This window comes from Vibrio sp. QJM3NY_21 (assembly GCF_057785975.1).
The window spans coordinates 1795019-1819647 of the sequence record NZ_CM173513.1; the positions used below are offsets into that span (position 1 = coordinate 1795019).

19 protein-coding genes are annotated in these 24629 nt (G+C 44.2%); 13 read left to right on the forward strand and 6 right to left on the reverse strand.

The features are described from left to right. Window positions 1-48: 48 nt before the first annotated feature. Window positions 49-1668: a methyl-accepting chemotaxis protein gene (locus tag AC3CID_RS08230; protein ID WP_171308283.1), complete on the forward strand. Its 1620-nt coding sequence runs from the start codon at window positions 49-51 to the stop codon at window positions 1666-1668. Window positions 1669-1865: 197 nt separating this feature from the next. On the opposite strand, the gene AC3CID_RS08235 is transcribed toward AC3CID_RS08230, so the two are convergent. Together AC3CID_RS08235 and AC3CID_RS08240 are read right to left on the reverse strand one after the other, a co-directional pair. Continuing rightward, on the reverse strand, window positions 1866-2753 hold the full coding sequence (locus tag AC3CID_RS08235) for a mechanosensitive ion channel family protein (RefSeq protein ID WP_017077251.1): 888 nt from the start codon (window positions 2751-2753) through the stop codon (window positions 1866-1868). 1 nt (window position 2754) lies between these two features. Continuing rightward, window positions 2755-5100: an ATP-binding protein gene (locus AC3CID_RS08240; RefSeq protein WP_488526380.1), complete on the reverse strand. Its 2346-nt coding sequence runs from the start codon at window positions 5098-5100 to the stop codon at window positions 2755-2757. A 451-nt stretch (window positions 5101-5551) separates the two neighbouring features. Between AC3CID_RS08240 and AC3CID_RS08245 the strand changes: the two genes are divergently transcribed. Continuing rightward, window positions 5552-7135, forward strand: a complete 1584-nt coding sequence (locus AC3CID_RS08245) for an ABC-F family ATPase (RefSeq protein ID WP_488526381.1) — start codon at window positions 5552-5554, stop codon at window positions 7133-7135. A 187-nt stretch (window positions 7136-7322) separates the two neighbouring features. On the opposite strand, the gene AC3CID_RS08250 is transcribed toward AC3CID_RS08245, so the two are convergent. Both AC3CID_RS08250 and fdhD read right to left on the reverse strand, forming a co-directional pair. Continuing rightward, the gene (locus tag AC3CID_RS08250) at window positions 7323-9212 is read right to left on the reverse strand and encodes a methyl-accepting chemotaxis protein (protein ID WP_488526382.1); all 1890 of its coding nucleotides are present in this window, start codon (window positions 9210-9212) and stop codon (window positions 7323-7325) included. Window positions 9213-9548: 336 nt separating this feature from the next. After that, complete coding sequence (gene fdhD / locus AC3CID_RS08255) at window positions 9549-10388, reverse strand: formate dehydrogenase accessory sulfurtransferase FdhD (RefSeq protein WP_237290420.1); 840 nt, start codon at window positions 10386-10388, stop codon at window positions 9549-9551. Between the two features lie 354 nt (window positions 10389-10742). Here fdhD and AC3CID_RS08260 point away from each other — a divergent pair, with 354 nt between their 5' ends. The 11 genes from AC3CID_RS08260 (at window position 10743) to cobB (ending at window position 22374) form a co-directional block, all read left to right on the forward strand. Beyond that, entirely contained in the window at window positions 10743-11207 is a 465-nt protein-coding gene (locus tag AC3CID_RS08260) for a DUF3305 domain-containing protein (protein ID WP_016788660.1), read from the forward strand. Further along, window positions 11197-11880 (forward strand): DUF3306 domain-containing protein, encoded by a 684-nt coding sequence (locus AC3CID_RS08265; protein WP_171329808.1) that lies wholly within the window; start codon window positions 11197-11199, stop codon window positions 11878-11880. The genes AC3CID_RS08260 and AC3CID_RS08265 overlap by 11 nt, the downstream gene beginning before the upstream one ends. Before the next feature lie 299 nt (window positions 11881-12179). Next, on the forward strand, window positions 12180-13841 hold the full coding sequence (locus tag AC3CID_RS08270; RefSeq protein WP_488526383.1) for a 4Fe-4S dicluster domain-containing protein: 1662 nt from the start codon (window positions 12180-12182) through the stop codon (window positions 13839-13841). 9 nt (window positions 13842-13850) lie between these two features. Beyond that, a complete protein-coding gene (locus AC3CID_RS08275; protein WP_123301705.1) occupies window positions 13851-14483 on the forward strand; it encodes a TorD/DmsD family molecular chaperone in 633 nt (210 codons plus the stop codon). A 76-nt stretch (window positions 14484-14559) separates the two neighbouring features. Then, complete coding sequence (locus AC3CID_RS08280; RefSeq protein WP_004733728.1) at window positions 14560-14760, forward strand: twin-arginine translocation signal domain-containing protein; 201 nt, start codon at window positions 14560-14562, stop codon at window positions 14758-14760. 10 nt (window positions 14761-14770) lie between these two features. After that, entirely contained in the window at window positions 14771-17626 is a 2856-nt protein-coding gene (locus AC3CID_RS08285) for a formate dehydrogenase subunit alpha (protein WP_004733725.1), read from the forward strand. Window positions 17627-17637: 11 nt separating this feature from the next. Beyond that, complete coding sequence (gene fdh3B / locus AC3CID_RS08290) at window positions 17638-18246, forward strand: formate dehydrogenase FDH3 subunit beta (RefSeq protein ID WP_004733723.1); 609 nt, start codon at window positions 17638-17640, stop codon at window positions 18244-18246. Window positions 18247-18259: 13 nt separating this feature from the next. Further along, window positions 18260-19333, forward strand: a complete 1074-nt coding sequence (locus tag AC3CID_RS08295) for a formate dehydrogenase subunit gamma (protein WP_054542113.1) — start codon at window positions 18260-18262, stop codon at window positions 19331-19333. After that, on the forward strand, window positions 19317-19733 hold the full coding sequence (locus tag AC3CID_RS08300) for a hypothetical protein (RefSeq protein ID WP_017059624.1): 417 nt from the start codon (window positions 19317-19319) through the stop codon (window positions 19731-19733). Before AC3CID_RS08295 ends, AC3CID_RS08300 begins: the two co-directional genes overlap by 17 nt. Window positions 19734-20145: 412 nt before the next feature. Next, entirely contained in the window at window positions 20146-21366 is a 1221-nt protein-coding gene (locus AC3CID_RS08305; RefSeq protein WP_065205196.1) for an ammonium transporter, read from the forward strand. A 273-nt stretch (window positions 21367-21639) separates the two neighbouring features. Then, the gene (cobB, locus tag AC3CID_RS08310) at window positions 21640-22374 is read left to right on the forward strand and encodes a Sir2 family NAD+-dependent deacetylase (RefSeq protein WP_017087790.1); all 735 of its coding nucleotides are present in this window, start codon (window positions 21640-21642) and stop codon (window positions 22372-22374) included. 131 nt (window positions 22375-22505) lie between these two features. On the opposite strand, the gene AC3CID_RS08315 is transcribed toward cobB, so the two are convergent. Together AC3CID_RS08315 and AC3CID_RS08320 are read right to left on the reverse strand one after the other, a co-directional pair. Further along, the gene (locus AC3CID_RS08315; RefSeq protein ID WP_488526384.1) at window positions 22506-23291 is read right to left on the reverse strand and encodes a GGDEF domain-containing protein; all 786 of its coding nucleotides are present in this window, start codon (window positions 23289-23291) and stop codon (window positions 22506-22508) included. A gap of 96 nt (window positions 23292-23387) precedes the next feature. Next, window positions 23388-24425, reverse strand: a complete 1038-nt coding sequence (locus AC3CID_RS08320; protein WP_029223699.1) for an extracellular solute-binding protein — start codon at window positions 24423-24425, stop codon at window positions 23388-23390. Window positions 24426-24629 lie beyond the last annotated feature (204 nt).

A 24629-nucleotide genomic window follows, 5' to 3' on the forward strand; every position in this document is an offset into this window, starting at 1 on the left:
CATTGACTCCAAATTCATAATCAAAAAATATAATAAAGTCAGTCAGCTATGAAATTAAGTAATCTATCTATTAAATCAAAACTTATCTCCATCGTCATTTTATCGGTTGTTCTATTGGTAATGGCGTCATCTTTCAACCTAATGCAACAACGTGAAAGCTCAATGCAAGAGCGCCAAGATAAACTCAGTGCTCAAGTCGAAACCGCGGTCAGCTTAGCGAACTACTATTACAGCCAACGTAACGTACTCGGTGAAGAAGTAGCAAAGAAACAAGCGCTGCAAGCGATTGAAACGCTTCGTTACGACACCACCAATTATTTCTGGATCTTAAACCAACAACTCAACGTTGTTATCCATCCATTAAAACCTGAACTCAATGGCAAGAACGCAGGTAACTTTAAAGATGGTGCAGGTAAACACCACTGGCGTGAGATGGTCACCATTTCACGTACCCCAGAGGAGAAAGGTTTTCTTGATTATCAATGGATGAGCCCGCAAGGTGAACTTAAAGACAAGATCTCATATGTACAGCTATTCCCTGAGTGGAATTGGATTGTTGGCTCGGGAATCTTAGTTGCGGATATTCAAGACGCTTTCTATGCACTAGCGCTCAAAGAGGGACTGGTCGCAGTTGTATTATCAGGCCTGTTGTTTGCTATGGGCTACGCGATTTCTAACAATATCCTTGTGCCACTTAACAAGCTTATCGACAACACCCATAAGATTGCAGATGGGGATCTTCGTGTACGCATGAACATGACACGCAAAGATGAACTGGGCGATATGAGTAATCAAATTGATACCATGCTCAACAAGTTACAAAGCACGCTTCGTACAGCGAATGAATCAGCAGGTTTATCCAGCAACATGGCGAGTCACATTGCACAAGCCAGTGAAGAGGCTGCGACCAGTGTTAACTCACAGCATGCACAGCTTGAGTTGCTATCGACAGCGATGACAGAAATGAGTGCCACCATTTCTGATGTCGCTGTTAATGCTGAAAATACTGCCGCAAGCACCAATAAGGTTGTCGAGCACGCAAATCAGAACGACCAGAACATGCAAGTAACGTCTAAAACCATATCTCAAGTTTCAGAAAACATTTCGACCGCGAACGATCTCGTCAGAGACTTGCAATCTGGTGTCACAGAGATAAGCCAAGTGGTGAGCGTGATACGTGATGTATCTGAGCAAACTAACTTGTTAGCGCTTAATGCGGCAATAGAAGCAGCCCGAGCGGGTGAGCAAGGAAGAGGGTTCGCGGTAGTCGCAGATGAAGTCCGTAACCTCGCAAGCCGCACTCAAAACTCAACCAATGAAGTTCAATCGACGATTGAAAAACTGACTCAGCAAGCAGAGCGTACCTTTAAAGCAATGCAAAGCAGCAATGAGAAAGTCGATCACAGTGTTGTCGCGTCTAACGAAACTCGCCAACAACTCGATGTGATAGTGAATGAGCTTCATAACGCCAACGACATGGTCGCACAGATCGCCGCCGCATCGGAGCAACAAAGCACGGTAGCAACCGAAATGAGTGAAAGTGTCACAGGGATTCATCTTGCGGCAAATGAAGTATTGCAGGCCTCACAATCGCTCGCAGAAGACAGTCAGAAAATGGCCAACACTACCGAGCACCTAACCGATCAGTTGAAGTACTTTAAGGTTTAACCGCTAAGGTTTTTCATAACGAACTATGCCAGTCACAGGTTTCTTATCTTCAAGAGATTAATCCAAGAAGCCCATAACAAAACACCTCCGTACTTGAGATAAGTTCGGAGGTGTTTTCGTTTGTAGATAACTGGATTGTTAGCTCGCTCAACAAAAGAAGAGCATTAAGAAAAAAGAAGAGTGTTAAGCCAATCTTGTTAATGTGCAGTCACTGAAATCTTCGGAGGGTTGATATTGTGTTTTCTAAACTCTTTCATCACACGCAAGGTAATATCGGTTTCAAACAGCTTCTCATACGCCGTGTCGACCACATAGGCCTTACAAGTTAGCTGTATCGCCAAGTAATTATCCGTGATCGTCTGTTTGACCAGAACCGTAACAGGCTTCGGCAAATGGATGTAACGACTAGAAGACGCCGCTTCTTGAATCAAGTCTCGAGCTAGGGTGATGTCTTCATTCATACCGACATAAAATGGAATCACCACCTGCATATCCAGCGCGCCATAGTTACCACTGGTCGTTACTTCGTTTAAGAACTTGTTATTCGGGATCGTGATAATGTCGTCGTTTAGGGTTCTCATTCGAACAGAACGCAAACCAATGGTAATGATGTCGCCATAGTTACCTTCAAACGTGACACGGTCACCAACTTGAAAAGGTCTGTCAATCATCACAGTGATACCGGCGATGAATGATGCTGCCAAGTCTTTAAGCGCAAAGCCGACCGACACGGCGAGGGTACCACCAATCAAAGCCAGTATTTGATCGTTGATTCGAAAGCTCATCATGAACACGATAAGGCCGGTGCTCACGTAAATAAAGAATTGAGTAAACGACTGCAGTTTTTGTAGCAGCATTCGATATTGCACGAACTGACTACCAAAACTGGTCACCAACGAATTGATGAACTTAAGCAACAACCACATTGCGGCAATAACGATCATGGAGAAGAACACGCCGCTCCAACGCACTAAACTCGCAATCTTTGAGATGTTTTCTACGTTAGCTAACTCTTCCGTCGCGAAGGTCGGGAAACTGACAACACTTGCCAAGCCAACAAATAGTAGGATAAATAACTTCTTCATTTTACTTCACCAGTAGATGTTGACGGTCGAGAACATTAGTAATGTGGCGGAACCAGTGCTCAGAAATTCGAGCCTTTTCTTCATGCCAACCAATATAACCACGGCTTTCAAAATAACGTAGAATCCCGGTTATCTCTGCAATGCTCAGCTGAGTACATTCAGACAACACTTCCGGAGACGCTATCTCCAGTTGTACGATAGAGCGAAGTACAGCCAGCATAGGTTTTGGCATATTCTCTAGTTCCTGCGCTTCAGGAACATGGAACAGACGCACCACGGCTTGATCTGTCTCTTTATTGCGGTTCAAAGAGAGCCTAAAGAATCGCAGCGCAACGGTAGGGTTGCCATCAGAGTAGTGCCACAAGATTCGATAGAAGCCTTGGCGTGCACGTTCTTCTTCACTCATGTCATCTTGATCCCACTGCTTAGGGACAACTAAACCATCAAACGATAACGGCTTTTCAAGATCGGTATTGATGCGGCTAGTCAGTAGCTCACCAACTTGTTTCTCTGTCCAACGAGGTAGGAAACACACCAAGTCAAACAGCAGACGCTCGCCACGCGCTCTATCAACAAATCGCCAGCTTGATTTGGCAATCGATATCACGACACGGTGATTCTTTTTAGAACGACGGAGAAGGTTGGTTAAACGAATCAAATCAGACAGGCCACCGACCATTGGCTTAACTAATCGTTGGGCATTATCAATCGCAATTAGGTACGTGGTGTTACTTTTACGTAGGTGCGCCAAGATCTGAATCTCAGTCGCTTCTTCTTCCAAGCCGATGCTCACGGCTAGATGCGCTAAGAGCTCTTGGTAACCCGCGTATGGGCAACTCACGTAAACAGGCTCTGCGTTGGATACTTTATGCAGCAAGGTATAAAGCAACGTTGTCGCACCCACACCACGTTCGCCTGAAACAATACAAATAGCAGGGCTGTCAGACATTAAGTAACGAGAGAGTTGCTTAACCTCATCGCCCGCGTAATCAATTAAGGTGCTATCGATATTACCCGGCAGAATGTACTCATAGGTTTTGTCTCCTTTGATTCGAACCAAGTTTTGTTGGTTTTTATCAAGATCAGACTGCTTAGCCACTTCGATTCGAAAGAGATAAGCTAAGGCCTGACTAAACAACGTGTAACTAGAAAGCAATGCCATGATTCGATGTTGGAAGTTGTAAACACTCAACCAGACAATTCCAATTGCCGTCGCCAGTATATTAAGTAAGAAGGTTTCCTTGCGGTTTACTGCCCAGTTAACCCACACCGGACGATCGGAGATGTGTTGCAGCGTATCGAAGACTTTCGCTCTCCATAATCTAAGTACCGATATCGTGACCAGCACGAACCAGAAAAACAGCGCACTGTAGATCCAGCTGTAAATGGTGCCTTTACCTAGTGTGATGCTCGATATCTGCAAAGTCAGACCTGCAACAATAATACTCCAAACATACCGACGAATAGTCGATAGTCTCAGCGCGATGGCTTCTTGGTTTGATGTGCGACCCAAGCGATACGCAAATTCAAGAATAAAGCTAATAGCAATCGAACCACCTAGAATCCACCACGTGAATATTTCTAGGAAAATCAGGTGCTGCAGGCTAGGAATGCTAGAAAGCACTCTCAAAGAAAGTGTGATGGCGATTAACCAAGCAATCGCACGTTCAGCGCGGCTGATATACCAAATCACACGAACCAGAAAAGGAGGGTTCGTTTTCGCTTCGAGAAAGTTAACTCGAAACAACTCAATCAAGCGAGTGCTGTTGGCAAGCCACCATACTAAACCGAAGTAAATGAATAGCACCTTTAGAGAAGCCCAAATGACAGGCACTGGAGAAATAAAAATGTCTTTAACTAATGCTTTAAAGCTACGAATTTGGAAGTAAACAAGATACTCAATATTGAGTTTGGTTAATTCCCACTCTTGTTTAAATTGAGTCACGCCGTATGGGCCAAAACCGGTTAAGCGCTCTTTGTTCGCAGAGTTGGTCTGCTCTAACAGGTGCTGCTTACTAACGTTCAAGCTATTCAAAGTAACGTAGCTGGTTTGAACGACAAACCATTGATCGGCGTCGTTGTTATCTCTGTAGGCTTTTATCTGTTGCTCGAAGGTTTTGATTTCCTGCTTTTGAACTCGCAGGACTTCGGCAAGCAGGATGTTGACTTGGCGTCTGTCCGACTGCTCCATAAAGAGGGGATCCGGTAGGGAATCAATACGCTTATCCAGATCTACAGCACTATTAGATACCTGAGGCTGAGATTGTAAGTCATATTCCAAGTTGGCATGACTCGGCCAAGAGAGAATGGCCAAAGTGAAGATTAAGAAGCGCGAAAGTGAACGCATAAAAGTCTCTTAGAATTATGAGGTTAGGATTACTATAGTTAGTTAATCTTACTTTGTGAAATCCAACCCCGTATCGGGGGCGAGTACTTTATTCCCGTTTCGGCTGATTTTGTCATGAAATTGTCAGAGATTAGGCTAGTCTTGCCTATGTCTGTTGTTGCTTTGGTCAGGTTAGTTTTACTGTGACCAATCAGCATACGATATATTCAATGGTTGGCATGATTTGGGACGTTATATACCGCCCATTATGGGGCGCTGTTCGATATTTTGTTTTTCCTAAAAATAGATAGTTTTTTAACGACAAATAGAAAATCAAAAATGTGAGTCAGCTCAAACTATGATTTGGCTAGGTTATCACTCACTTAATGGCGAGTAATTGCAATCAAGACTTGCAGTTAAAGCCCTGAAGAAGTAACGTTGCGGCGTTTTTCACATTAAAAAGGTAACGGCATTGATCTCCACAGCAAATATCACCCAACAATTCGGCGCTAAGCCACTTTTCGAAAATATTTCAGTTAAGTTCGGCGAAGGCAACCGCTACGGTTTAATCGGCGCGAATGGCTGTGGTAAATCGACGTTCATGAAGATTCTATCTGGTGAACTTGAGCCGACTGGCGGTAACGTAAGCTACGATCCAAATGAGCGCGTTGCTAAGCTAAACCAAGACCAATTTGCTTACGAAGAATTCACGGTAATCGACACGGTTATCATGGGTCACAAAGAGCTTTGGGAAATCAAACAAGAACGTGACCGTATTTACTCGCTTCCAGAAATGAGCGAAGAAGACGGCATGAAAGTAGCCGACCTTGAAGTTCAGTTCGCTGAAATGGATGGTTACATGGCAGAAGCGAAAGCAGGTGAACTACTTCTTGCTGTAGGTATTGAAGAATCACTGCACTTCGGTCTAATGAGCGAAGTGGCACCAGGTTGGAAACTTCGTGTTCTATTGTCTCAAGTACTGTTTGCAGACCCGCATATCATGCTTCTTGACGAACCAACGAACAACCTGGACATGGACACCATCAAGTGGTTGGAAGATACGCTAAACCAACGTAACTGCACAATGATCATCATTTCGCATGACCGTCACTTCCTAAACTCAGTTTGTACACACATGGCTGACCTTGATTACGGCGCACTTCGTCTGTTCCCTGGTAACTACGATGAGTACATGACAGCAGCGACACAAGCTCGTGAACGTCTACTTTCTGATAACGCGAAGAAGAAAGCACAAATTGCTGAACTTCAAACGTTCGTTTCTCGTTTCTCTGCTAACGCATCTAAAGCGAAACAAGCGACATCTCGTGCTAAACAGATCGACAAGATTCAACTAGATGAAGTAAAAGCGTCTAGCCGTCAAAACCCATTCATCCGTTTCGAACAGTCTAAAGAGCTATTTCGTAACGCACTTGTGGTTGAAAACCTAGCTCAAGGTTTTGAAGAAGACCTATACAACAAGTTCGATGCGATTTTCGAAGTAGGTGAGCGTGTTGCTATCATCGGCGAGAACGGTGTGGGTAAAACAACACTACTTAACACACTAGCGGGTGCCCTAGAAGCGCGTACTGGTGAATATAAGTGGTCTGAAAACTCAAACATCGGTTACTACGCTCAAGATCACGCACATGATTTTGAAGAAGATCTAAACCTGTTTGACTGGATGAGCCAATGGCGTCAAGAAGGCGAAGACGAGCAAGTTGTTCGTAGCTTCCTAGGTCGTATGCTATTTGGCCAAGACGACATCAAAAAGTCGGTAAAGGTTATCTCTGGTGGTGAGCAAGGTCGTATGCTTCTTGGCAAGATCATGATGCACAAGCCAAACATCCTGCTAATGGATGAACCAACAAACCACATGGATATGGAATCTATCGAAGCGCTTAACTTGGCTCTTGAGAACTACAAAGGCACATTGTTCTTCGTTTCTCACGACCGTGTATTCGTAGACTCTCTAGCGACTCGTGTTCTTGAAATCAAAGACGGCAAGATCAACGATTTCCGCGGTACTTACGCTGAGTTCTTGAAAGCACGCGCTTAGTACGCATTAAACATGAATACGTAATACAACGTTAGTACGTATCCCTGATTAAAAAGGCCTCTATCTTTATGAATAAGATAGAGGCCTTTTGTTTTTCATATCAGTTTTTTATATCAGTCTCTTTGTGTTAAAAAACGTCGAGTGGTTGGTCGAAAATACCTTTACTCATCAATGCTTACACTGCTCATTAATACTTAAACTGCGCGACAATCTTCTCAAGCTTCACACTCACGCTCGATACTTGTTCACTACAACGAACTGAACCTGAAATCACGGTATGAGTATCATTGGCTAAATGAGCGATATCGGTAATATTCCGATCGATGTCCGCTGAAACCATGGATTGCTCTTCAGACGCCGTGGCAATCTGGCTGTTTAAGTCGAACATATCTCCAACCTGAAAGTGTATACCTTCAATCGCATTCACCACGTCTTTGGTTTGGTGTTTAACTAATCCCGTTTGTTCTAGGCTTACCGACATCTTAGCGACCGTTTTTGCTATTCCAGACGTTAGGCCATGAATGGTCGATTCAATTTGATGGGTTGAATCGTTTGTCATTAGCGAAAGCTCTCTTACTTCAGACGCCACGACTGCAAACCCACGTCCATGGTCACCAGCACGTGCAGCTTCTATCGCTGCATTTAGCGCGAGTAGGTTAGTTTGTTCCGCAATGCCTTGAATGGTAGTAACGACTTGATTGATTTCGCGACTCTGATCTTCGAGCTGAACAATTAGGTTTTGTGACTCAGCAATATTCTCGGCCAGCACATTAATGCTGTCATTAGTTGCATGAGTTTCTTGTAACGCCTGATGTGCATTGTCTTTGATCTTCTCTGCGTTCATCGCTGCGTTTTCTATGTTCGCCGTCACTTCATTACTGGTCATCACCAGCTCATTAACTGCCGTCGCTACTGATTCAGATTGTTGCTTCTGCTTTTCAGCATTACTCATACTTTTGATTGCCGCTTCTTCAGAGCTGCACGAACTATCGGTCAACACCGTCATCACGCCAGACAACTCTTTAATATTGCCATGCAGTTTATTGATGAAGGTATCGAAGGAATGCGCCAACTGAGCAAGTTCATCGTTGCCTTTGGCATTCATGCGCACGGTTAAGTCACCATCTCCATTCGCAATTGACTCCATCATCACGTTTATCGCTTTGATTCGCGCAAGTATGTTGCGCCCAATGAACACTAACAACAGAGAGAGCAGAGCTACGATAGCCGCACCAAAAAGATGTAGTGTGTTTTTGGTATGTGTACTCGCCGCTGAGATAGCTTGGCTTATCTCGGTTTGTACCGCTTCAATGGCTTGTTCTGTTTGGTGGACGTTGCTACGTAAGGCGCCTCTAAGGCCGATCTCTGCCGACAAGCCTAAATTGGTGTTAGCCAGCAGAAGCGTTTCAACCGCAACTTTGTAGTCCGAATAGGCTTGCTCTGTCGCAACCGACGTTTGAGAATAGGGTTCAAACTCTTTAAGAGCATCAGCTAACGCCATATGTGTTTGGTCATTGATATGAGCGAGATAGTGGAAGTCTTTTTCAATCAACTCCAATAGCGCAAGCTCTAGAGCCAAACTCGATTCAGATTCGATCGCTGATTTTAACGCGGTTCTTTTGCCATCTAACGCAGCGACAAAACCTAAAGGTGCGGTCGTACGTTCAATGTTATTTACTTGTTCAACGATTTGGTGAAACTGTTTTTGATATTGATGAAGAGTGTCCGAAATCCTTGTCATTTGGTCAGACAGGTGCAGCTCGTGCGAGGTGAGAGTTTGGTTCAAAGTCACCAATCGTTGATTCAGGGTGTTGGCGGTTTTGTCGAAGCGTTCTGCGTATTTTTGATCGTGGCGAGACAAGAAATCTTTCTCGTGTCTCCTGAGCGTTAGCAAGTCAACTGAACTCCTGAGGTTTTCAGTCGCAGCGCGCTCCAAGGATTCAAGCTTGTCTAAGCTAAACTGTTCGTAAATGGCGTATATGAAAACTGAAACAAACAAGGTGAGGTTGATTAGAATAAATTTACTGCGTATTGAAAGAGACAGCGAACGACGCTGAGGTTCCGACGGATTACTCATGGTTAATTCCCTTTAAGCCAGTGACGTTAATATTCATCTTTGTTTTGTAATTAATAGATGTATTTAAATGATGAATATGTAACTAATAGCCTATAAGGTTGTTAAAGCAAGATTCGTTTACGACTAAGGTCGAGGGAGCCGTTATTTATCTACAAGCAAAAATCAGTGGGTACCGTTGAGAGAAACCTCCAAGCTATATAGCTTACTAGGCATATCTTGAAATAAACTTTGAACAAATAAAAAATGCCACTAATCAAGGTTATGAGCGGCATTGTTGTTTAGCTATATCATTCGCCTAAAATCAGCTTTAATTAGGCATGAACAGGGCTTTTGAATCTAGCTTTCAGACGAAGCCTGTTCGCCTTTCACATCAAAGTCGATCTTCTCTGCGCCAGTGAACACTTGGAAACGCAGGCCTTTAGCGCGAGCAATGGTCGTGATACCAAATTGCTGAGCCAAATCTAAGCCCATTTGTGTTACGCCAGAGCGTGATAGCAGAACAGGAATACCCATCTGCGCTACTTTGATGACCATTTCAGAAGTCAGGCGGCCTGTAGTGTAAAAAATCTTATCTTCACCAGACTCTTTGTTAAGCCACATCTCACCAGCTAACGTATCTACCGCATTGTGACGGCCAACATCTTCAACAAACGATAGAACCTTGTCGTCTTTGCAAACTGCGCAACCATGTACCGCGCCAGCTTTCTTGTAGGTGTCGTTGTAATGAGTCAGCGCTTCTAAAGCCGTGTAAATTTCAGATTGCTTAATCTTGGTTTGAGGCACCTGGTAATCTTCCAACTGCTTCATCACGTTTCCAAACATGGTGCCCTGACCACAGCCAGAGGTCACCGTCTTCTTCTTAAGCGCTTGCTCAAGTTGGCTCGTATCTTCTTTGGTGATAACCGCTGCAGAGCTGGTTTCCCAATCGATGATGATAGACTCAACCGCTTCAGGGTCAGAAAGGAAGCTTTGGTTCTTCAAATAACCCAAGACTAAGGATTCAGGGCGTGAGCCGAGCGTCATCAGGGTTACGATCTCTTTCCAGTTCAACATAACGGTAAGAGGGCGTTCACAAGCGATCTGTTTGGTTAGCTTCTCACCATATTCATCAAACACTTCAACTTCAATTGTCTGAAGTGGGTTTTCGCTAGTTTTTATTATGTTTGGTTTTACCACAATCACTTCCTACTTAATGAGATAGGGTTGTAACAAGACGGTCTAACGCCACTCTTGTTAATCGATTCTTTAGCCCATGCTTAAAGCAAATCTTATTCCAAAATAACGGGTATTCAGGAAAACATGAAGCATTCGATTAAAATAGCGCAAAATATGAGAGTTCACCGAGTGGAGTTGTCTGAAATAACCAGTATCGACTAACGTTATAGTGACAACTTGATAACGAGCGCTATAGATACGCTCTCGCAGTTAATCCGTATTGGCGTGTTTATTGCTTTATGGGGTGTATATGATTGCGCACAGTACAAAATGTCCTAAGTGCATTCAGACCAAAGAAAATCAATTGGGTGAAGTATGTCTGAGATAAAAGAATTCAAAGAACAATATGAAAAAACAGAAGCAGCTTGGCCAATCGGTGTCCAAAGAATAGAGAAAGAGATCAAAACAGGTATCTGGGTAACGACACAATGGGAATTGAAGGGGTTTGAACTGTCGCCAGAAGACGATGCCCAAGACGTTTGTTTACTCCAATTACATAAAGACGAGCGTACAGACTATCGTTTCAACCTAAGCTCTCAGCAACCTAAGCTTTTCTTAGTGATGGATAATGTCGATTCTGGTGTTAAGCCAGTTATTCAGTTACTTACAGCATCACAAACCGTTGCAGGGCAATACATGGACGGTGACAACCAAGTCCTTTCATACGACATTCCGCTACCTGTGCAAGCTTGGATGGAAGCCTTCATAGGCCGTCATGGTGAGTTGCTAGAAGCAAGACGTAAGAAACGTAAAGGTGCGGGTAGATCAAATGGCAACTAACTTCTTTAGCCGTTGGTCTCAACGAAAGCTTGACGAATCCACTGACGAAGCTTTGGAAGTAGAGCAAACACTGGAAGCACCGGAACTCACTTCCTCTGATTCTTCTGAGATTTCGTCTGCTGATCTTTCTTCTGAAATGGAAGCAGCAGCGCCTCAGTCTTTAGATAGTGATGCTTTAGAAACCAATGAAGAAGTTCATGCTTCTGACGTTCAAGATCCCGCACCAGAAGCCACTGAAGACTTGTCTGTTGCTCAATTATTGGTATCAGAAGCCTCAGAAAGCGTAAAAAAAGCCGCATTGCGTAAATTATTCCTCTCAGAAGAATTCAATGTTCGTGATGGTTTAGATGATTACGACGACGATTACAGTAATTTAAAGTCTCTTTCTGAAGGGGTTGCGGAAACCCTGCGTGATTGGGTTAAAGATAAAACGGAAGAAGACACTACGCCAGAAGAAGACCAAGTCATTGATAATAAAGATGAAGGCTCAGTTTTAGAAACTTCTGAAAGCGATCTTGAGGCATCTGATAATGAACTTGAAACTTCAGAAAGTGCCGAAATAACCGAACAAGAAAAAGAACTGTATGAAAACACAGTATCAGATAAAAGCGCTACCACATCAGACGAAGATGACCTGAAAGAGATGGGACAAAATATACCACACAAAGAATAGGTACATTTTGACTAAATACTCAATGAACCGCTTGCGACAAAATGTCCCAAGCGGTTTTTTTATACGCACAATAAACGCTATAAAGAATTAAATTACTGATATATAAGGTTTATTAAATTGGCATGGCATTTGCTAAATAACGTTTATTATCAACTTTTTTGTAGATAGACGAATTCATAGTCTGACGAGCGAGACACTGGCTAAAGGGTTAGTTGTTAACGGATTACTCAGCAAGTTCTCTATCGCTTACTACAATGAAGGTTGAACAGATTATCCATGTCCAAAGATGGAACTGAGCAATGCTTAAACAATTATTAGAACAAGCAACTTCAAATAACGCTAAAGCAAGACTGTATGCATTTGAAAATACAGTTGAGTTAACAAATCTGATTCCACCTACTGTTAGCTACGAAAGCGGCGGTAATACTCTTGTTATTGGTCCAACTGCGATCATTGAAAGTGCTGCGGCTCAATTACCTCAATTGACGAGCTTAACCTTATTGTCGACAGACGGCGAAAAGGGCAAAAACCCAGAACTGTACTTCGCGAATTCGGTTCAAGTATCCGGTTTCCTTGGTACGTTTGAAGTCGTGATTGAGAGTAAAGGCACATCAAGCAACTTGGCGAAAATCGCGATTAATCACGATTGTTTCGATGTTGTTCTAGACCTATGTCTGAATAGCTGCATGACAGAAGAAGTGCCTGTACCGGGTTATTACCCAGTGGGCCGAGGCTATCCAAAACTGGCCGAAGCACTGGAAGAGATTCCAACGCTAATGGGCACATTTGATAAGCCTAAGTTCTTCCGTTTAGACACTGACCTTTGTGCGCACAGTTCTCGTGGCGTAAAAGGGTGTGAACGTTGTGTTGATGCTTGTCCTGCTGGCGCGCTATCAAGTGAAGGCTCAGACAAAACAGGTCACAAGATCGAGATTAACCCTTATCTATGTCAAGGCGTCGGAACTTGTGCAACAAGCTGTCCTACAGAAGCGATTACCTATGCGCTTCCAAACCCTGACGATACTCAAAAGTTCATTGAACGTACGCTAGCTAACTATGAACATGCGGGCGGTCTGGATCCAATCGTACTTATCTGTAGCTCTCGTCATGAGACTTACAATGTAATGGCGCTAAAAGCACTACCAGATAACGTTATTCCAATCGTTGTTGAAGAACTGCCTTCTATTGGTATTGATACTTGGTTTGCAGCACTAGTGAATGGGGCGACTCAGGTTCTGTTTGCGGCTTCTCGTTTTATGCCAGAGACGATCATTCGTGTTCTGAATAACGAAGTAGGGATTGCTCAAGAGCTACTAGACCAAATCGGTGTTCCAAAAGAAACCATCGATATCCTGTATTTAGAATCTCTACGTGAAGGACCTCCAACACTGTGCGTTGATTCATTCGACCTTGCACTTGGCGATCTTCAAGGCAACAAACGTCAACGTCTGTTCACTGCACTCGATGCAATGTCTTCATCTCGCATTCCTGTTGAGAACATTGTTGAGCTTCCTTCGAATGCTCCATACGGCACGGTTTCGTGTGAAAGCAAAGATTGTACTTTGTGTATGAGTTGTGTGGCTGTGTGTCCAACACGTGCTCTGCATACCGACGGCGCGTCTCCATCACTTAAGTTTGTAGAACAAGACTGTATTCAATGTGGTCTGTGTGAAAAGGCATGTCCTGAGAATGTTCTTACTCTGACACCTCGTATGAATTGGGTGAAAGAAGAACGTCAACAAGCAGTTGTGATTCATGAAGAGAAAGCGGCGGAATGTTTACGCTGCCATAAGCCATTCGCTCCACAGTCTATGATTGACATGTTACAGAGCAAGTTACGCGGTCACTCTCATTTTTCAGATGAAACTGCGATTAATCGTATTGCGATGTGTGAAGACTGTCGTGTAGTGGACATGTTCGACTCAATGGCTCAAGACCCATTGAATCAATTGAAATACTAGGAGTTGGCATTGGAAACTAATTTAGATCAAGAACAGACACTAAGAACTGAAATCTATTTGGTTCTTTCTGCATTGTTCCGTAGCGCACCTTCTGAAGAGGTCATTGATTTCCTAAAGACGTTAGACATTGAAGCGTCTGAGAGTGCAATGCAAAAAGCTTGGATTGCCATTCAACAAGCAGCAACGGAATCAAATCGCGAAGCGTTAGAAGACGAATATCAAGATCTGTTCATTGGCATTGGCCGTGGAGAGATTGTTCCATTTGGTTCTTGGCATAGAACTGGCGCCATGATGGAAAAACCATTAGCAGAGATTCGTCATGATTTAGAGCTTTTAGGCATTGAACGTGATGATCAAGTGAAAGAGCCAGAAGATCATATTGCGGCATTGTGTGAAGTAATGGCAATGCTAACCGGTGAAGAAGAAGCGCTTCAACAAGCTGTTTTCAATAAGCACCTTGGTCCTTGGTTCAACTCTTTTACGCGTCAGCTTGAAAGTGCAGAAAGTGCGAACTTCTACAAATCGGCAGCACAGCTGTGTGAAGCATTCCTAACGTTAGAGCAAGTGCGTTTTAGCGTGAATACAAAAAGCAGTAAGCATAAATTAAAGATTGATGTGAAAAACGTCACTGATTACGAGTAATCGAGCAGTACGCGATTATATCGATAGAGGGGCATTAAGCCTCCAAAAAGATCTACCGCAAGGTAAGGAAGCAATGATGAAAGATAATAAAGAAATAAACACAAGCCGTAGGGACTTACTCAAAGGCTTAACAACTGCAGCCGTAGCGGGTGCCGTTGTCGCTGGAACAACGAAGGTGGCAACTGCTTCAGAAACGGTTGAAATGCCGAAAGAAGACATGAAGAAGACGGGCTATCGTGAAACGCAACACATTCGCGATTACTACGACACGCTTTAGGAGATAACGGATGAAACTTGTCAAACGCTCCGATAGTGTGAGCAAAGAAACCAATCAACTGGGTGTGTCTCGACGTGCCTTCATGAAAAACACCTCTCTAGCGGCTGGTGGTGCGGTAGTCGGCGCTGGTCTATTCGCTCCGGGTATGATGAAAAAGGCGCAAGCTAAGTCAGTCGACCCTGAAGCGAAAACAGAAGTGAAACGCACTATCTGTTCTCACTGTTCTGTGGGTTGTGGTATTTACGCTGAAGTTCAAAACGGTGTTTGGACGGGTCAAGAGCCTGCATTCGATCACCCATTCAACGCTGGTGGACACTGTGCAAAAGGCGCAGCTCTGCGTGAGCACGGCCACGGTGAACGTCGCCTTAAGTACCCAATGAAATTGGAAGGCGGTAAGTGGAAGAAGCTTTCTTGGGAACAAGCGATTGAAGAGATCGGTAATAAAGCGCTAGAACTTCGTAAAGAGTCTGGTCCTGATTCCGTTTACTTCTTGGGTAGTGCAAAACACAGTAACGAGCAAGCTTACGCATTCCGTAAGATGGCGTCGCTTTGGGGCACCAACAACGTTGACCACCAAGCGCGTATTTGTCACTCAACCACAGTAGCCGGTGTTGCAAACACTTGGGGTTACGGCGCGATGACAAACTCGTTCAATGACATGCACAACTGTAAGTCGATGCTGTTCATTGGTTCAAACCCTGCAGAAGCTCACCCAGTTGCGATGCAACACATCCTAATCGCGAAAGAGAAGAACAACTGTAAGATCGTTGTTGCGGATCCTCGTCGTACGCGTACTGCTGCGAAATCTGATCACTATGTTTCTCTACGCCCGGGTTCAGATGTTGCGTTTATCTGGGGTCTGTTATGGCATGTCTTTGCTAACAAATGGGAAGACCAAGAATTCATCCGCCAACGTGTATTCGGCATGGACGAGATCCGTGAAGAAGTTGCGAAGTGGAACCCAGCAGAAGTTGAGCGTGTAACAGGCGTTAGCGAAGAAGACGTTTACCACACAGCAAAACTACTTTCAGAAAACCGTCCGGGTTGTATCGTTTGGTGTATGGGTGGTACTCAACATACTACGGGTAACAACAACACACGTGCTTACTGTGTCCTTGAGCTTGCGCTAGGTAACATAGGTAAATCAGGTGGCGGTGCAAACATTTTCCGTGGTCACGATAACGTACAAGGCGCAACTGACCTTGGCGTACTATCAGACACGCTACCGGGTTACTACGGCTTGTCTGAAGGTTCGTGGCGCCATTGGTCTAAAGTTTGGGATATCGACTTTGACTGGGTTAAAGGACGATTTGACGACAACGCATACGGTGGTCAAAAACCAATGAACAGTGCAGGTATTCCTGTGTCTCGTTGGGTTGATGGCGTGCTTGAAGACAAAGACAAGATTCGCCAACGCGAAAACATCCGCGCCATGTTCTACTGGGGTCACGCGGTGAACTCTCAGACTCGTGGTCCAGAGATGAAGAAGGCGATGCAGAAGCTGGATATGATGGTTATCGTTGACCCATACCCAACAGTCGCGGCAGTAATGAACGATCGTACTGATGGCGTTTACTTGCTTCCAGCAACCACTCAATTTGAAACCTACGGCAGTGTAACGGCATCAAACCGTTCTCTACAGTGGCGTGACAAGGTTGTTGATCCTCTGTTCGAATCAAAGCCTGACCACGAAATCATGTACCTTCTTTCTAAGAAGCTTGGTTTCTCTGATCAACTGTTCAAAAACATCCGTGTTGAGAACAATCAACCATTGATTGAAGACATCACTCGTGAATTCAACAAAGGTATGTGGACGATCGGCTATACAGGTCAAAGCCCAGAGCGTTTGAAAGAGCACCAACAAAACTGGCACACGTTCCACAAAACCACGCTTGCTGCAGAAGGCGGCCCAGCGAATGGCGAAACTTACGGTCTGCCTTGGCCATGTTGGGGCAACCCAGAAATGAAACACCCAGGGACGCATATCCTTTACGATACGTCTAAACCTGTTGCTGAGGGCGGCGGTAACTTCCGTACTCGTTTCGGTGTGGAATTTGAAGGTCAAAGCCTATTGGCTGAAGACAGCTACTCAAAAGGCAGCGAAATCAAAGATGGTTACCCAGAGTTCAGTGACAAACTGCTGAAACAACTGGGTTGGTGGGACGATCTAACAGCAGAAGAGAAAGCCTCTGCTGAAGGTAAAAACTGGAAAACCGACGTTTCTGGTGGTATCCAACGTGTTGCTATCAAGCATGGTTGTATTCCGTTTGGTAATGCGAAAGCGCGTGCGATTGTTTGGACATTCCCAGACCGCGTGCCACTGCACCGTGAGCCACTTTACACACCACGTCGTGATCTAGTCGCTGACTACCCAACGTGGGACGACAAAGAAGCGATTTTCCGTGTTCCTACGTTGTACAAATCCATTCAAGACCAAGATAAGTCTGGTGAATACCCGATTATTCTTACGTCTGGTCGTCTGGTTGAGTACGAGGGTGGTGGTGAAGAAACACGTTCTAATCCTTGGCTAGCAGAACTACAACAAGAGATGTTTGTTGAAGTGAACCCGAAAGACGCAAACGACATTGGCTTCAAAGATGGCGATGATGTTTGGGTTGAAGGTGCAGAGAAAGGCCGTATCAAGGTGAAAGCGATGGTCACTCGTCGTGTGAAACCGGGTTTAGCGTTCTTGCCGTTCCACTTCGGTGGTAAGTTTGAAGGCGAAGATTTGCGTTCTAAATACCCTGAAGGCACTGATCCTTACGTTATTGGCGAAGCAGCCAATACAGCAACCACATATGGTTACGACCCTGTCACGTTGATGCAGGAAACGAAAGTAACCCTTTGTAATATTCGTAAAGCGTAAGGAGTCTTAAAATGGCTAGAATGAAATTTCTTTGTGACACCAAACGTTGTATCGAATGTAACGGTTGTGTCACTGCATGTAAGAATGAAAATGATGATGCTCTGGAATGGGGTATTCAACGTCGCCGCGTTGTCACACTGAACGATGGCGAACCGGGTGAAAACTCTATCTCAGTCGCATGTATGCACTGTACTGATGCCCCTTGTATGGCAGTTTGCCCAGCAGACTGTTTTGAACATACAGAAGACGGCATCGTACTTCACAATAAAGATCTGTGTATCGGTTGTGGTTACTGCTTGTTTGCTTGTCCGTTTGGCGCACCTCAATTTCCTAAACAGGAAGCCTTTGGTGAGCGCGGTAAAATGGACAAATGTACCTTCTGTGCTGGCGGCCCAGAAACAGAGCCAGGTTCTGTGGAAGAGCGTCAGAAATACGGTGCGAACCGTATTGCTGAAGGCAAGCTACCAATGTGTGCTTCTTTATGTTCAACCAAAGCACTGCTAGCGGGTGATGCAGAGAAAGTCTCTGATGTATTCCGTCAGCGTGTTGTTGAGCGTGGTGCGAAGGGTGCAGGCTGGACAGACGGCAATGACCTTTCTTACGATGCGATGAAGAGCTAGTTAGGAGAGACATATGCTTACAATGTTTAAGCGTCTCTTCCTTGTTGTGCTGCCAATGTTGGCAGCACTAACAATGCTGTCTCCTTTGAGTCATGCATCTGAGACGAACTCATCACAAACTCAATCGAGTAGCGCAGAAAGAGAAATCACACAACTTGCTGGCGCTGATTTTTGGCGACAAGTAAGAAACGGTGAAGAAGGTTACACCACATCTCAATCTGCTGAGCACGGTGTGTTGATCAGTACTCCAGGCCAAACGTGGTACATATTGAAAGAGAAGTGGATGTCACCAGCGGGTGCTGTCGCTATCTTTGGCAGTATTGCTTTCGTTACCTTAATGTACGTTGTGATTGGCCCACTAATGCTGAGTGCGCCGAGAACAGGTCGTAAGATCAAACGTTGGTCGCGACTTGACCGCGCATTGCACTGGAGTATGGCGTTTACCTTCTTAACACTGGCTTTCAGTGGTTTGATGTTGGTTTACGGTAAACACTTCTTGAAACCTTATATCCCAACTGATTTATGGGGCTTCATCGTTCTATTGGCGAAGCAATACCACAACTACATCGGCCCGATTTTCTATGTGCTGTTGATGGCTGTTCTCATCAAGTGGTGGCGCAAGTCGATCTTCAAGATGGTCGATATCCAGTGGTTCATAAAACTGGGTGGTATGGTCGGGAAACATAAAGGTTCTCATCCATCTGCAGAGTTTTCTAACGCCGGTGAGAAAGCGCTATTCTGGCTATTGATTGTTATGGGTAGTGTCGCTGCGATCAGTGGCTTGGTTTTGGACTTCCCAATTTTCGGTCAAACCCGTCGAGATATGGAGCTTTCAAACCTAGTCCATATGTTGGCTGCTCTGATCCTTATCTGTGGCTTTGTGTTCCACATCTACATCGGCTTGTTCGGTATGGAAGGTGCACTTGAGGGTATGGTAACAGGCGAAGTTGATGAAACTTGGGCTAAAGAGCACCATGATCTTTGGTACAAAGAAGTGATGGAACAAGAGAAAAACGGCGCTGAACAAAGCGCAAACGCAGCAACAGAGAAAACAGAAGAGGTGAATAAGAATGAACAAACCTCATAAAGGTATTTGGGTCGCTTACATCCTAAGCTGCTTTACACCATTTACTTGTCTTCTCTCTGGTGTGGTCGCGATTATCTACGCAGGCTATCGTTTAGATAAAGGGGAAGACGGCGAAGTCGTGGATACGCATTATTACGGCTTAATTCGCTCGTTCTTCTTGAACCTGACGTTCTTTGTTGTGCTTATCGTCACGGTAGCGACCTCTAATGGCGTGTTGATCGGTGTGAACGATTACTGGTATCAAAACCATATAATCGATGATATCGCTTACTACATTCCCTATGTCGGTATGTTGTTTGGTGGTGTGGCGATTGTGGTGTGGTTTATTCGTATGTATCAAGGCATGCAGCGCTTAAGTCAAAACCTACCGCAAAACCCGACAACAGGACCAAACCTTTAAGCGTTTATATGTAAGTCGTTTGGGTTACCAAACTCGATAATAGCTCCTTTGTCGATGAGTTAACTTTAATCAGCGAAAGACATTAAAAGCCTAGTGATTCATTTCACTGGGCTTTTTGTCGCTTGGTCGCTAGGTAACTGATCTAATGCTCTATATTAACCGCATCAATATGGTGCAACTCCCTCAATTGGTGCAATCAATTATCGAACATTTTCTCTCCTTGAGAACCAACAAAGTGCACTTTAGAAATTAACCACAAATAATCAATAACTTAAAATCAAAATCTGTTGCACGTTTTTTGCGTAACCAAGTTGGAACGCATCTTGCGTTTACTGTTGAGTCTTTAATTAATTACGACATCAATTCGCACGGTTCTAGTGCAATTGAGACAAAGCTAAGGGAGAGAGCTTTAATGAGTCAAACGGTTACCCAAGTTCATAGCGCAGTAGAGAGCTTGACGCAGAGTTCAGACACTCTATTTCTATTATTAGGCGCCATCATGGTCTTCTTAATGCACGCAGGCTTTGCATTTTTGGAAGTAGGTACAGTAAGAAAGAAAAACCAAGTGAACGCGCTGGTTAAGATCCTCTCGGATTTCGGCGTTTCTGCCATTGCCTATTTCTTTATCGGTTACTGGGTGGCTTACGGTGCGCATTTCTTTGCAGATGCAGAAACCTTATCGCAAGGTAATGGTTACGAGCTGGTGAAGTTTTTCTTCTTGATGACGTTTGCTGCGGCGATTCCAGCGATCGTTTCTGGTGGTATCGCTGAGCGTGCACGTTTCTATCCAATACTCATCGCAACACTTTTCACCGTTGGGTTTGTTTATCCATTCTTTGAAGGCATCATTTGGAATGGTAATTTTGGTTTCCAAGATTGGCTTGAAGCGCAATTCGGTTATGGATTCCATGACTTCGCAGGCTCTGTAGTAGTTCACGGCGTTGGCGGTTGGATTGCTTTGGTCGCGGTTTACTTCTTAGGTATGCGTAAAGGTCGTATTCGTGCAGGTAAACACACTAACTTCGCACCATCTAACATCCCATTCTTAGCACTGGGTTCTTGGATCCTATGTGTGGGTTGGTTTGGCTTCAACGTGATGTCAGCTCAAGCTATCAATGGCATCAGCGGCCTAGTAGCCATGAACTCACTTATGGCGATGGTCGGTGGCATTCTAGCGGCTTTAGTCGCAGGTAAAAATGACCCAGGCTTCATCCACAATGGTCCTTTGGCTGGTCTCGTAGCGATTTGTGCAGGTTCAGACTTAATGCACCCACTTGGCGCTCTCGTTACAGGTGGTGTAGCAGGCGCATTGTTCGTTTACCTGTTTACTTACATGCAGAACAAAACACAGATTGATGATGTGCTGGGTGTATGGCCATTGCACGGCGTGTGTGGCGCTTGGGGTGGCATTGCAGCTGGCATCTTCGGCCAGCAAGCCCTCTGGGGACTAGGTGGCGTGAGCTTTGGTGCGCAAGTAATGGGAACACTTGCAGGAATTATCGTCGCTCTAGTCGGTGCATTGGTTGTATACGGTGTTCTAAGTAAAGTGACAGGCCTACGTTTAAGTGAAGAAGACGAGTTCAACGGTGCGGATCTTTCAATCCATAAGATCTCTTCGATTAACGAAGACTAACGTCATCAATCTTGATGAGTGTTAAGCCCTTGCTAGACACAAATTAAATTATAACTAAGCGGCTTCGGCCGCTTTTTTGCGTTTATGGAAAATAGAAAGCAATACGAGTCAGTCAGAAAGGAGATTGAGAAAGAACGAAGGAGAACAAGCGAGTTATGTCACAAATAATCAATGAATTCAGTTGGCTAAGACTATGGTCTAATCCCTAAAACTATTGTTGGAATTTGAACAGTGCTAAGCTGTTACAAAGTGACATATTGAAAAGGACGTTATATGCATTTCCCATATCGAAATATCGTAATTCTTACTGGCGCCGGCATCTCTGCGGAGTCGGGGATTCAAACATTCCGAGCACAAGACGGATTATGGGAAAACCATAAAATCGAAGATGTCGCGACACCAGAGGGTTTTGCAAAAGATCCAGACTTGGTGCAAGAGTTCTACAATAAGCGTCGCCATGGCTTACAGAACGAAAGTATTCTGCCAAACTCTGCCCATAAGGCGCTAGGTGAGCTCGAAGAGAAGCTAGACGGCAAAGTAACGATCATCACTCAAAACATCGACAACCTGCACGAGAGAGGCGGTAGCAACAATATTATTCACATGCATGGTGAACTTCTTAAGGCACGTTGCAGCGAATCAAACCAAGTTCTAGAGCACAAAGACGATATCCATACCGGTGAATTGTGCCATTGTTGCCAGATTCCCGCGCAAATGCGTCCTCATATTGTTTGGTTTGGCGAAATGCCATTAAGAATGGGCGACATCTATTCAGCGTTAGAAGAAGCTGATCTGTTTATCTCGATCGGCACATCAGGTGTGGTTTATCCAGCGGCTGGTTTTGTACATGACGCAAGAATGCATGGCGCACATACCATTGAAATCAACCTCGAGCCAAGTGCGGTTGAGAGCGAATTTGAAGAGAAACGTTACGGTAAAGCCAGTATTGAAGTGCCGAAATTAGTCGGTGAGCTGTTGTGTTCAGAGAAAGGCTCTTTAACGGCTTAACTAATCTTTATCCACTATATATAAGCAAATATACATTGACCTAAAGAGAATTAGAGTCGTATGTATGTTTGCTTTTTGTCTCTATTTTTTACCTGCCTTACGGCCAAATCAGCCACTAAATAATGGAGTAATTAAGCTCGTTGATCTGTTCGCTGCGCTTTTTTCATTTCGTACATCGCTTTATCTGACTCATCAAGCGCCTGTTTAAAGTTCTCTCGACTCGTTACTTCAATACCGTAAGAGAAGCCGATGTTCTCTCCATGTAATAGATTCGTCACTTGGCTTACAAACTCGCCACCACGACCAAGTTGTGCAGTCGCGACAAACTCATCACCGCCAACACGAAACACCATTTCATCTTCTAAGGCGGCTTGGTCGAGCGCTTGAGAGAAGCGAACGATCATTAGATCGCCAACTTTATGGCCTTTACGGTCATTGACTCGCTTTAACCCATCCAAATCGAAATATATGAGTTCGAATTCTTTCAGCGTGATTGCGTCAAACTTCTTACGATTATACAAGCCTGTCAGCTCATCTTGCTTGCTTTGATCTTTCAATTTGGTTGTAAGTTCAGTTATACCGTAAGCAATAAGTAGGAAGGCTATTTGCAACAATCCATCTTCAAGAAAGGTGTCGAGTAACTCGTTTCGGTCGGCCCATTCATCGAGGTGTTTGAGCTCTGTGAACACATCATAAAGCAAGTTAAAAATAAGTAGTAAAGCACCATAGCGAAGGGCTTTATGAGGGCGAATAGCATGACGAGCAACGTAGTAGATGTACATTATAATCACGAGCGTGTTCGTTTCAAAAAACAGATCGTAATTGGAATCTATGTGAATAAAAGAACTCAGCCCAAGCATCAAGAATGACGCGAGAAGCATCAGTGTCACAACCAATAAAATAGGGTTTGCTAGCATATTAAATCGAACTCTATATTGTTTGGTGCAATCCTATATAAAGTGTAGATAAAAATAAAGCGGCTTACGCCGCTTTATTAACCTGTCAGTGACAATCTAGTTGTTTACTTTAAGTTTTTGGAAGTACTCGTCATAAATAACGCTCGCTTCGCCAACTTCATCTTGCCAAACGCCGTTATCCATCACTGATTGCGGTGGGAAAACGTTCTTATCTTCAGCAAATTCTTTAGGAAGAAGAGGGTAAGCCGTTTTAACTGGCGTCGGGTAACCGATCTCTAAAGCAATCTTAGCTGCGTTTTCAGGGCGAAGAAGGAAGTCGATCATCTTATGTGCCGCTTCAGTGTTCTTAGCGCCTGCTGGAATCGCTAGGCTGTCCATCCAGAAGATAGCGCCTTTCTCTGGCCAGATGATGTCAATTGTTGCGCCTTCTTGGCGTGCCATGTAAGCAGAGCCATTCCAAAGCATACCAAGAGACACTTCACCCGCGAGGTAAGGGTTCGCAGGGAAGTCTGAGTTAAATACCAATACGTTTGGCATTAGCTTACGAAGTTCTTCGTACGCTTCTTTGATTTCTTCAGGGTTCGTTGTGTTTGGAGAGTAACCCAGTTTAGACAGTGCGATATGGAAAACCTCACGAGAGTCATCCATCATCATCAGTTGACCTTCCCATTGTGTATCCCACAGATCGCCCCAGTTTTTAATTGAAGACTTGTCTAGCATATCTGAGTTGATACCAATACCCGTTGCGCCCCAGATGTATGGGATCGAGTAGTTGTTGTTTGGGTCAAATGGCTTATCTAAGTAATTTGGGTCCAAATCTGCAAAGTGGCTTAGCTTAGTTTTATCAAGCTCTTGAAGCATGCCTTCTTTACGCATCTTAGAAACGAAGTAAGTAGAAGGAACCACTAAGTCGTAACCCGTACCTTGAGTTTTTAACTTAGCGTACATGCTTTCGTTAGACTCATAAGTTGAGTAATAGACTTTAATGCCAGTCTCTTCTGTGAAGTCTTCTAGTACTTCATTTGGAATATATTCAGACCAGTTGTAAAAATACAGTTCTTGGTCAGCTGCGAAAGAGGGTGTAGAAAGTAAAGTAGCAGCACACAATGCGCCGGTATACAGTGTTTTTTTCATTACTGTTCCGTTCATTTGTTTGATTTGGAGCTGGGTATTGAACCCAAAGTAAATGGATTTCTAAAAATCGCGCTGAATTATAGCAGTGATATAACAAAATAGGCAGCTTAAGCTGCCTATTCGTTGATATTCTTATTTTTAACTTGTTGATTACCTAACTAGACTTGTTAAGTAAACCAGTTACTTATTAGCCTCTGTTGACCA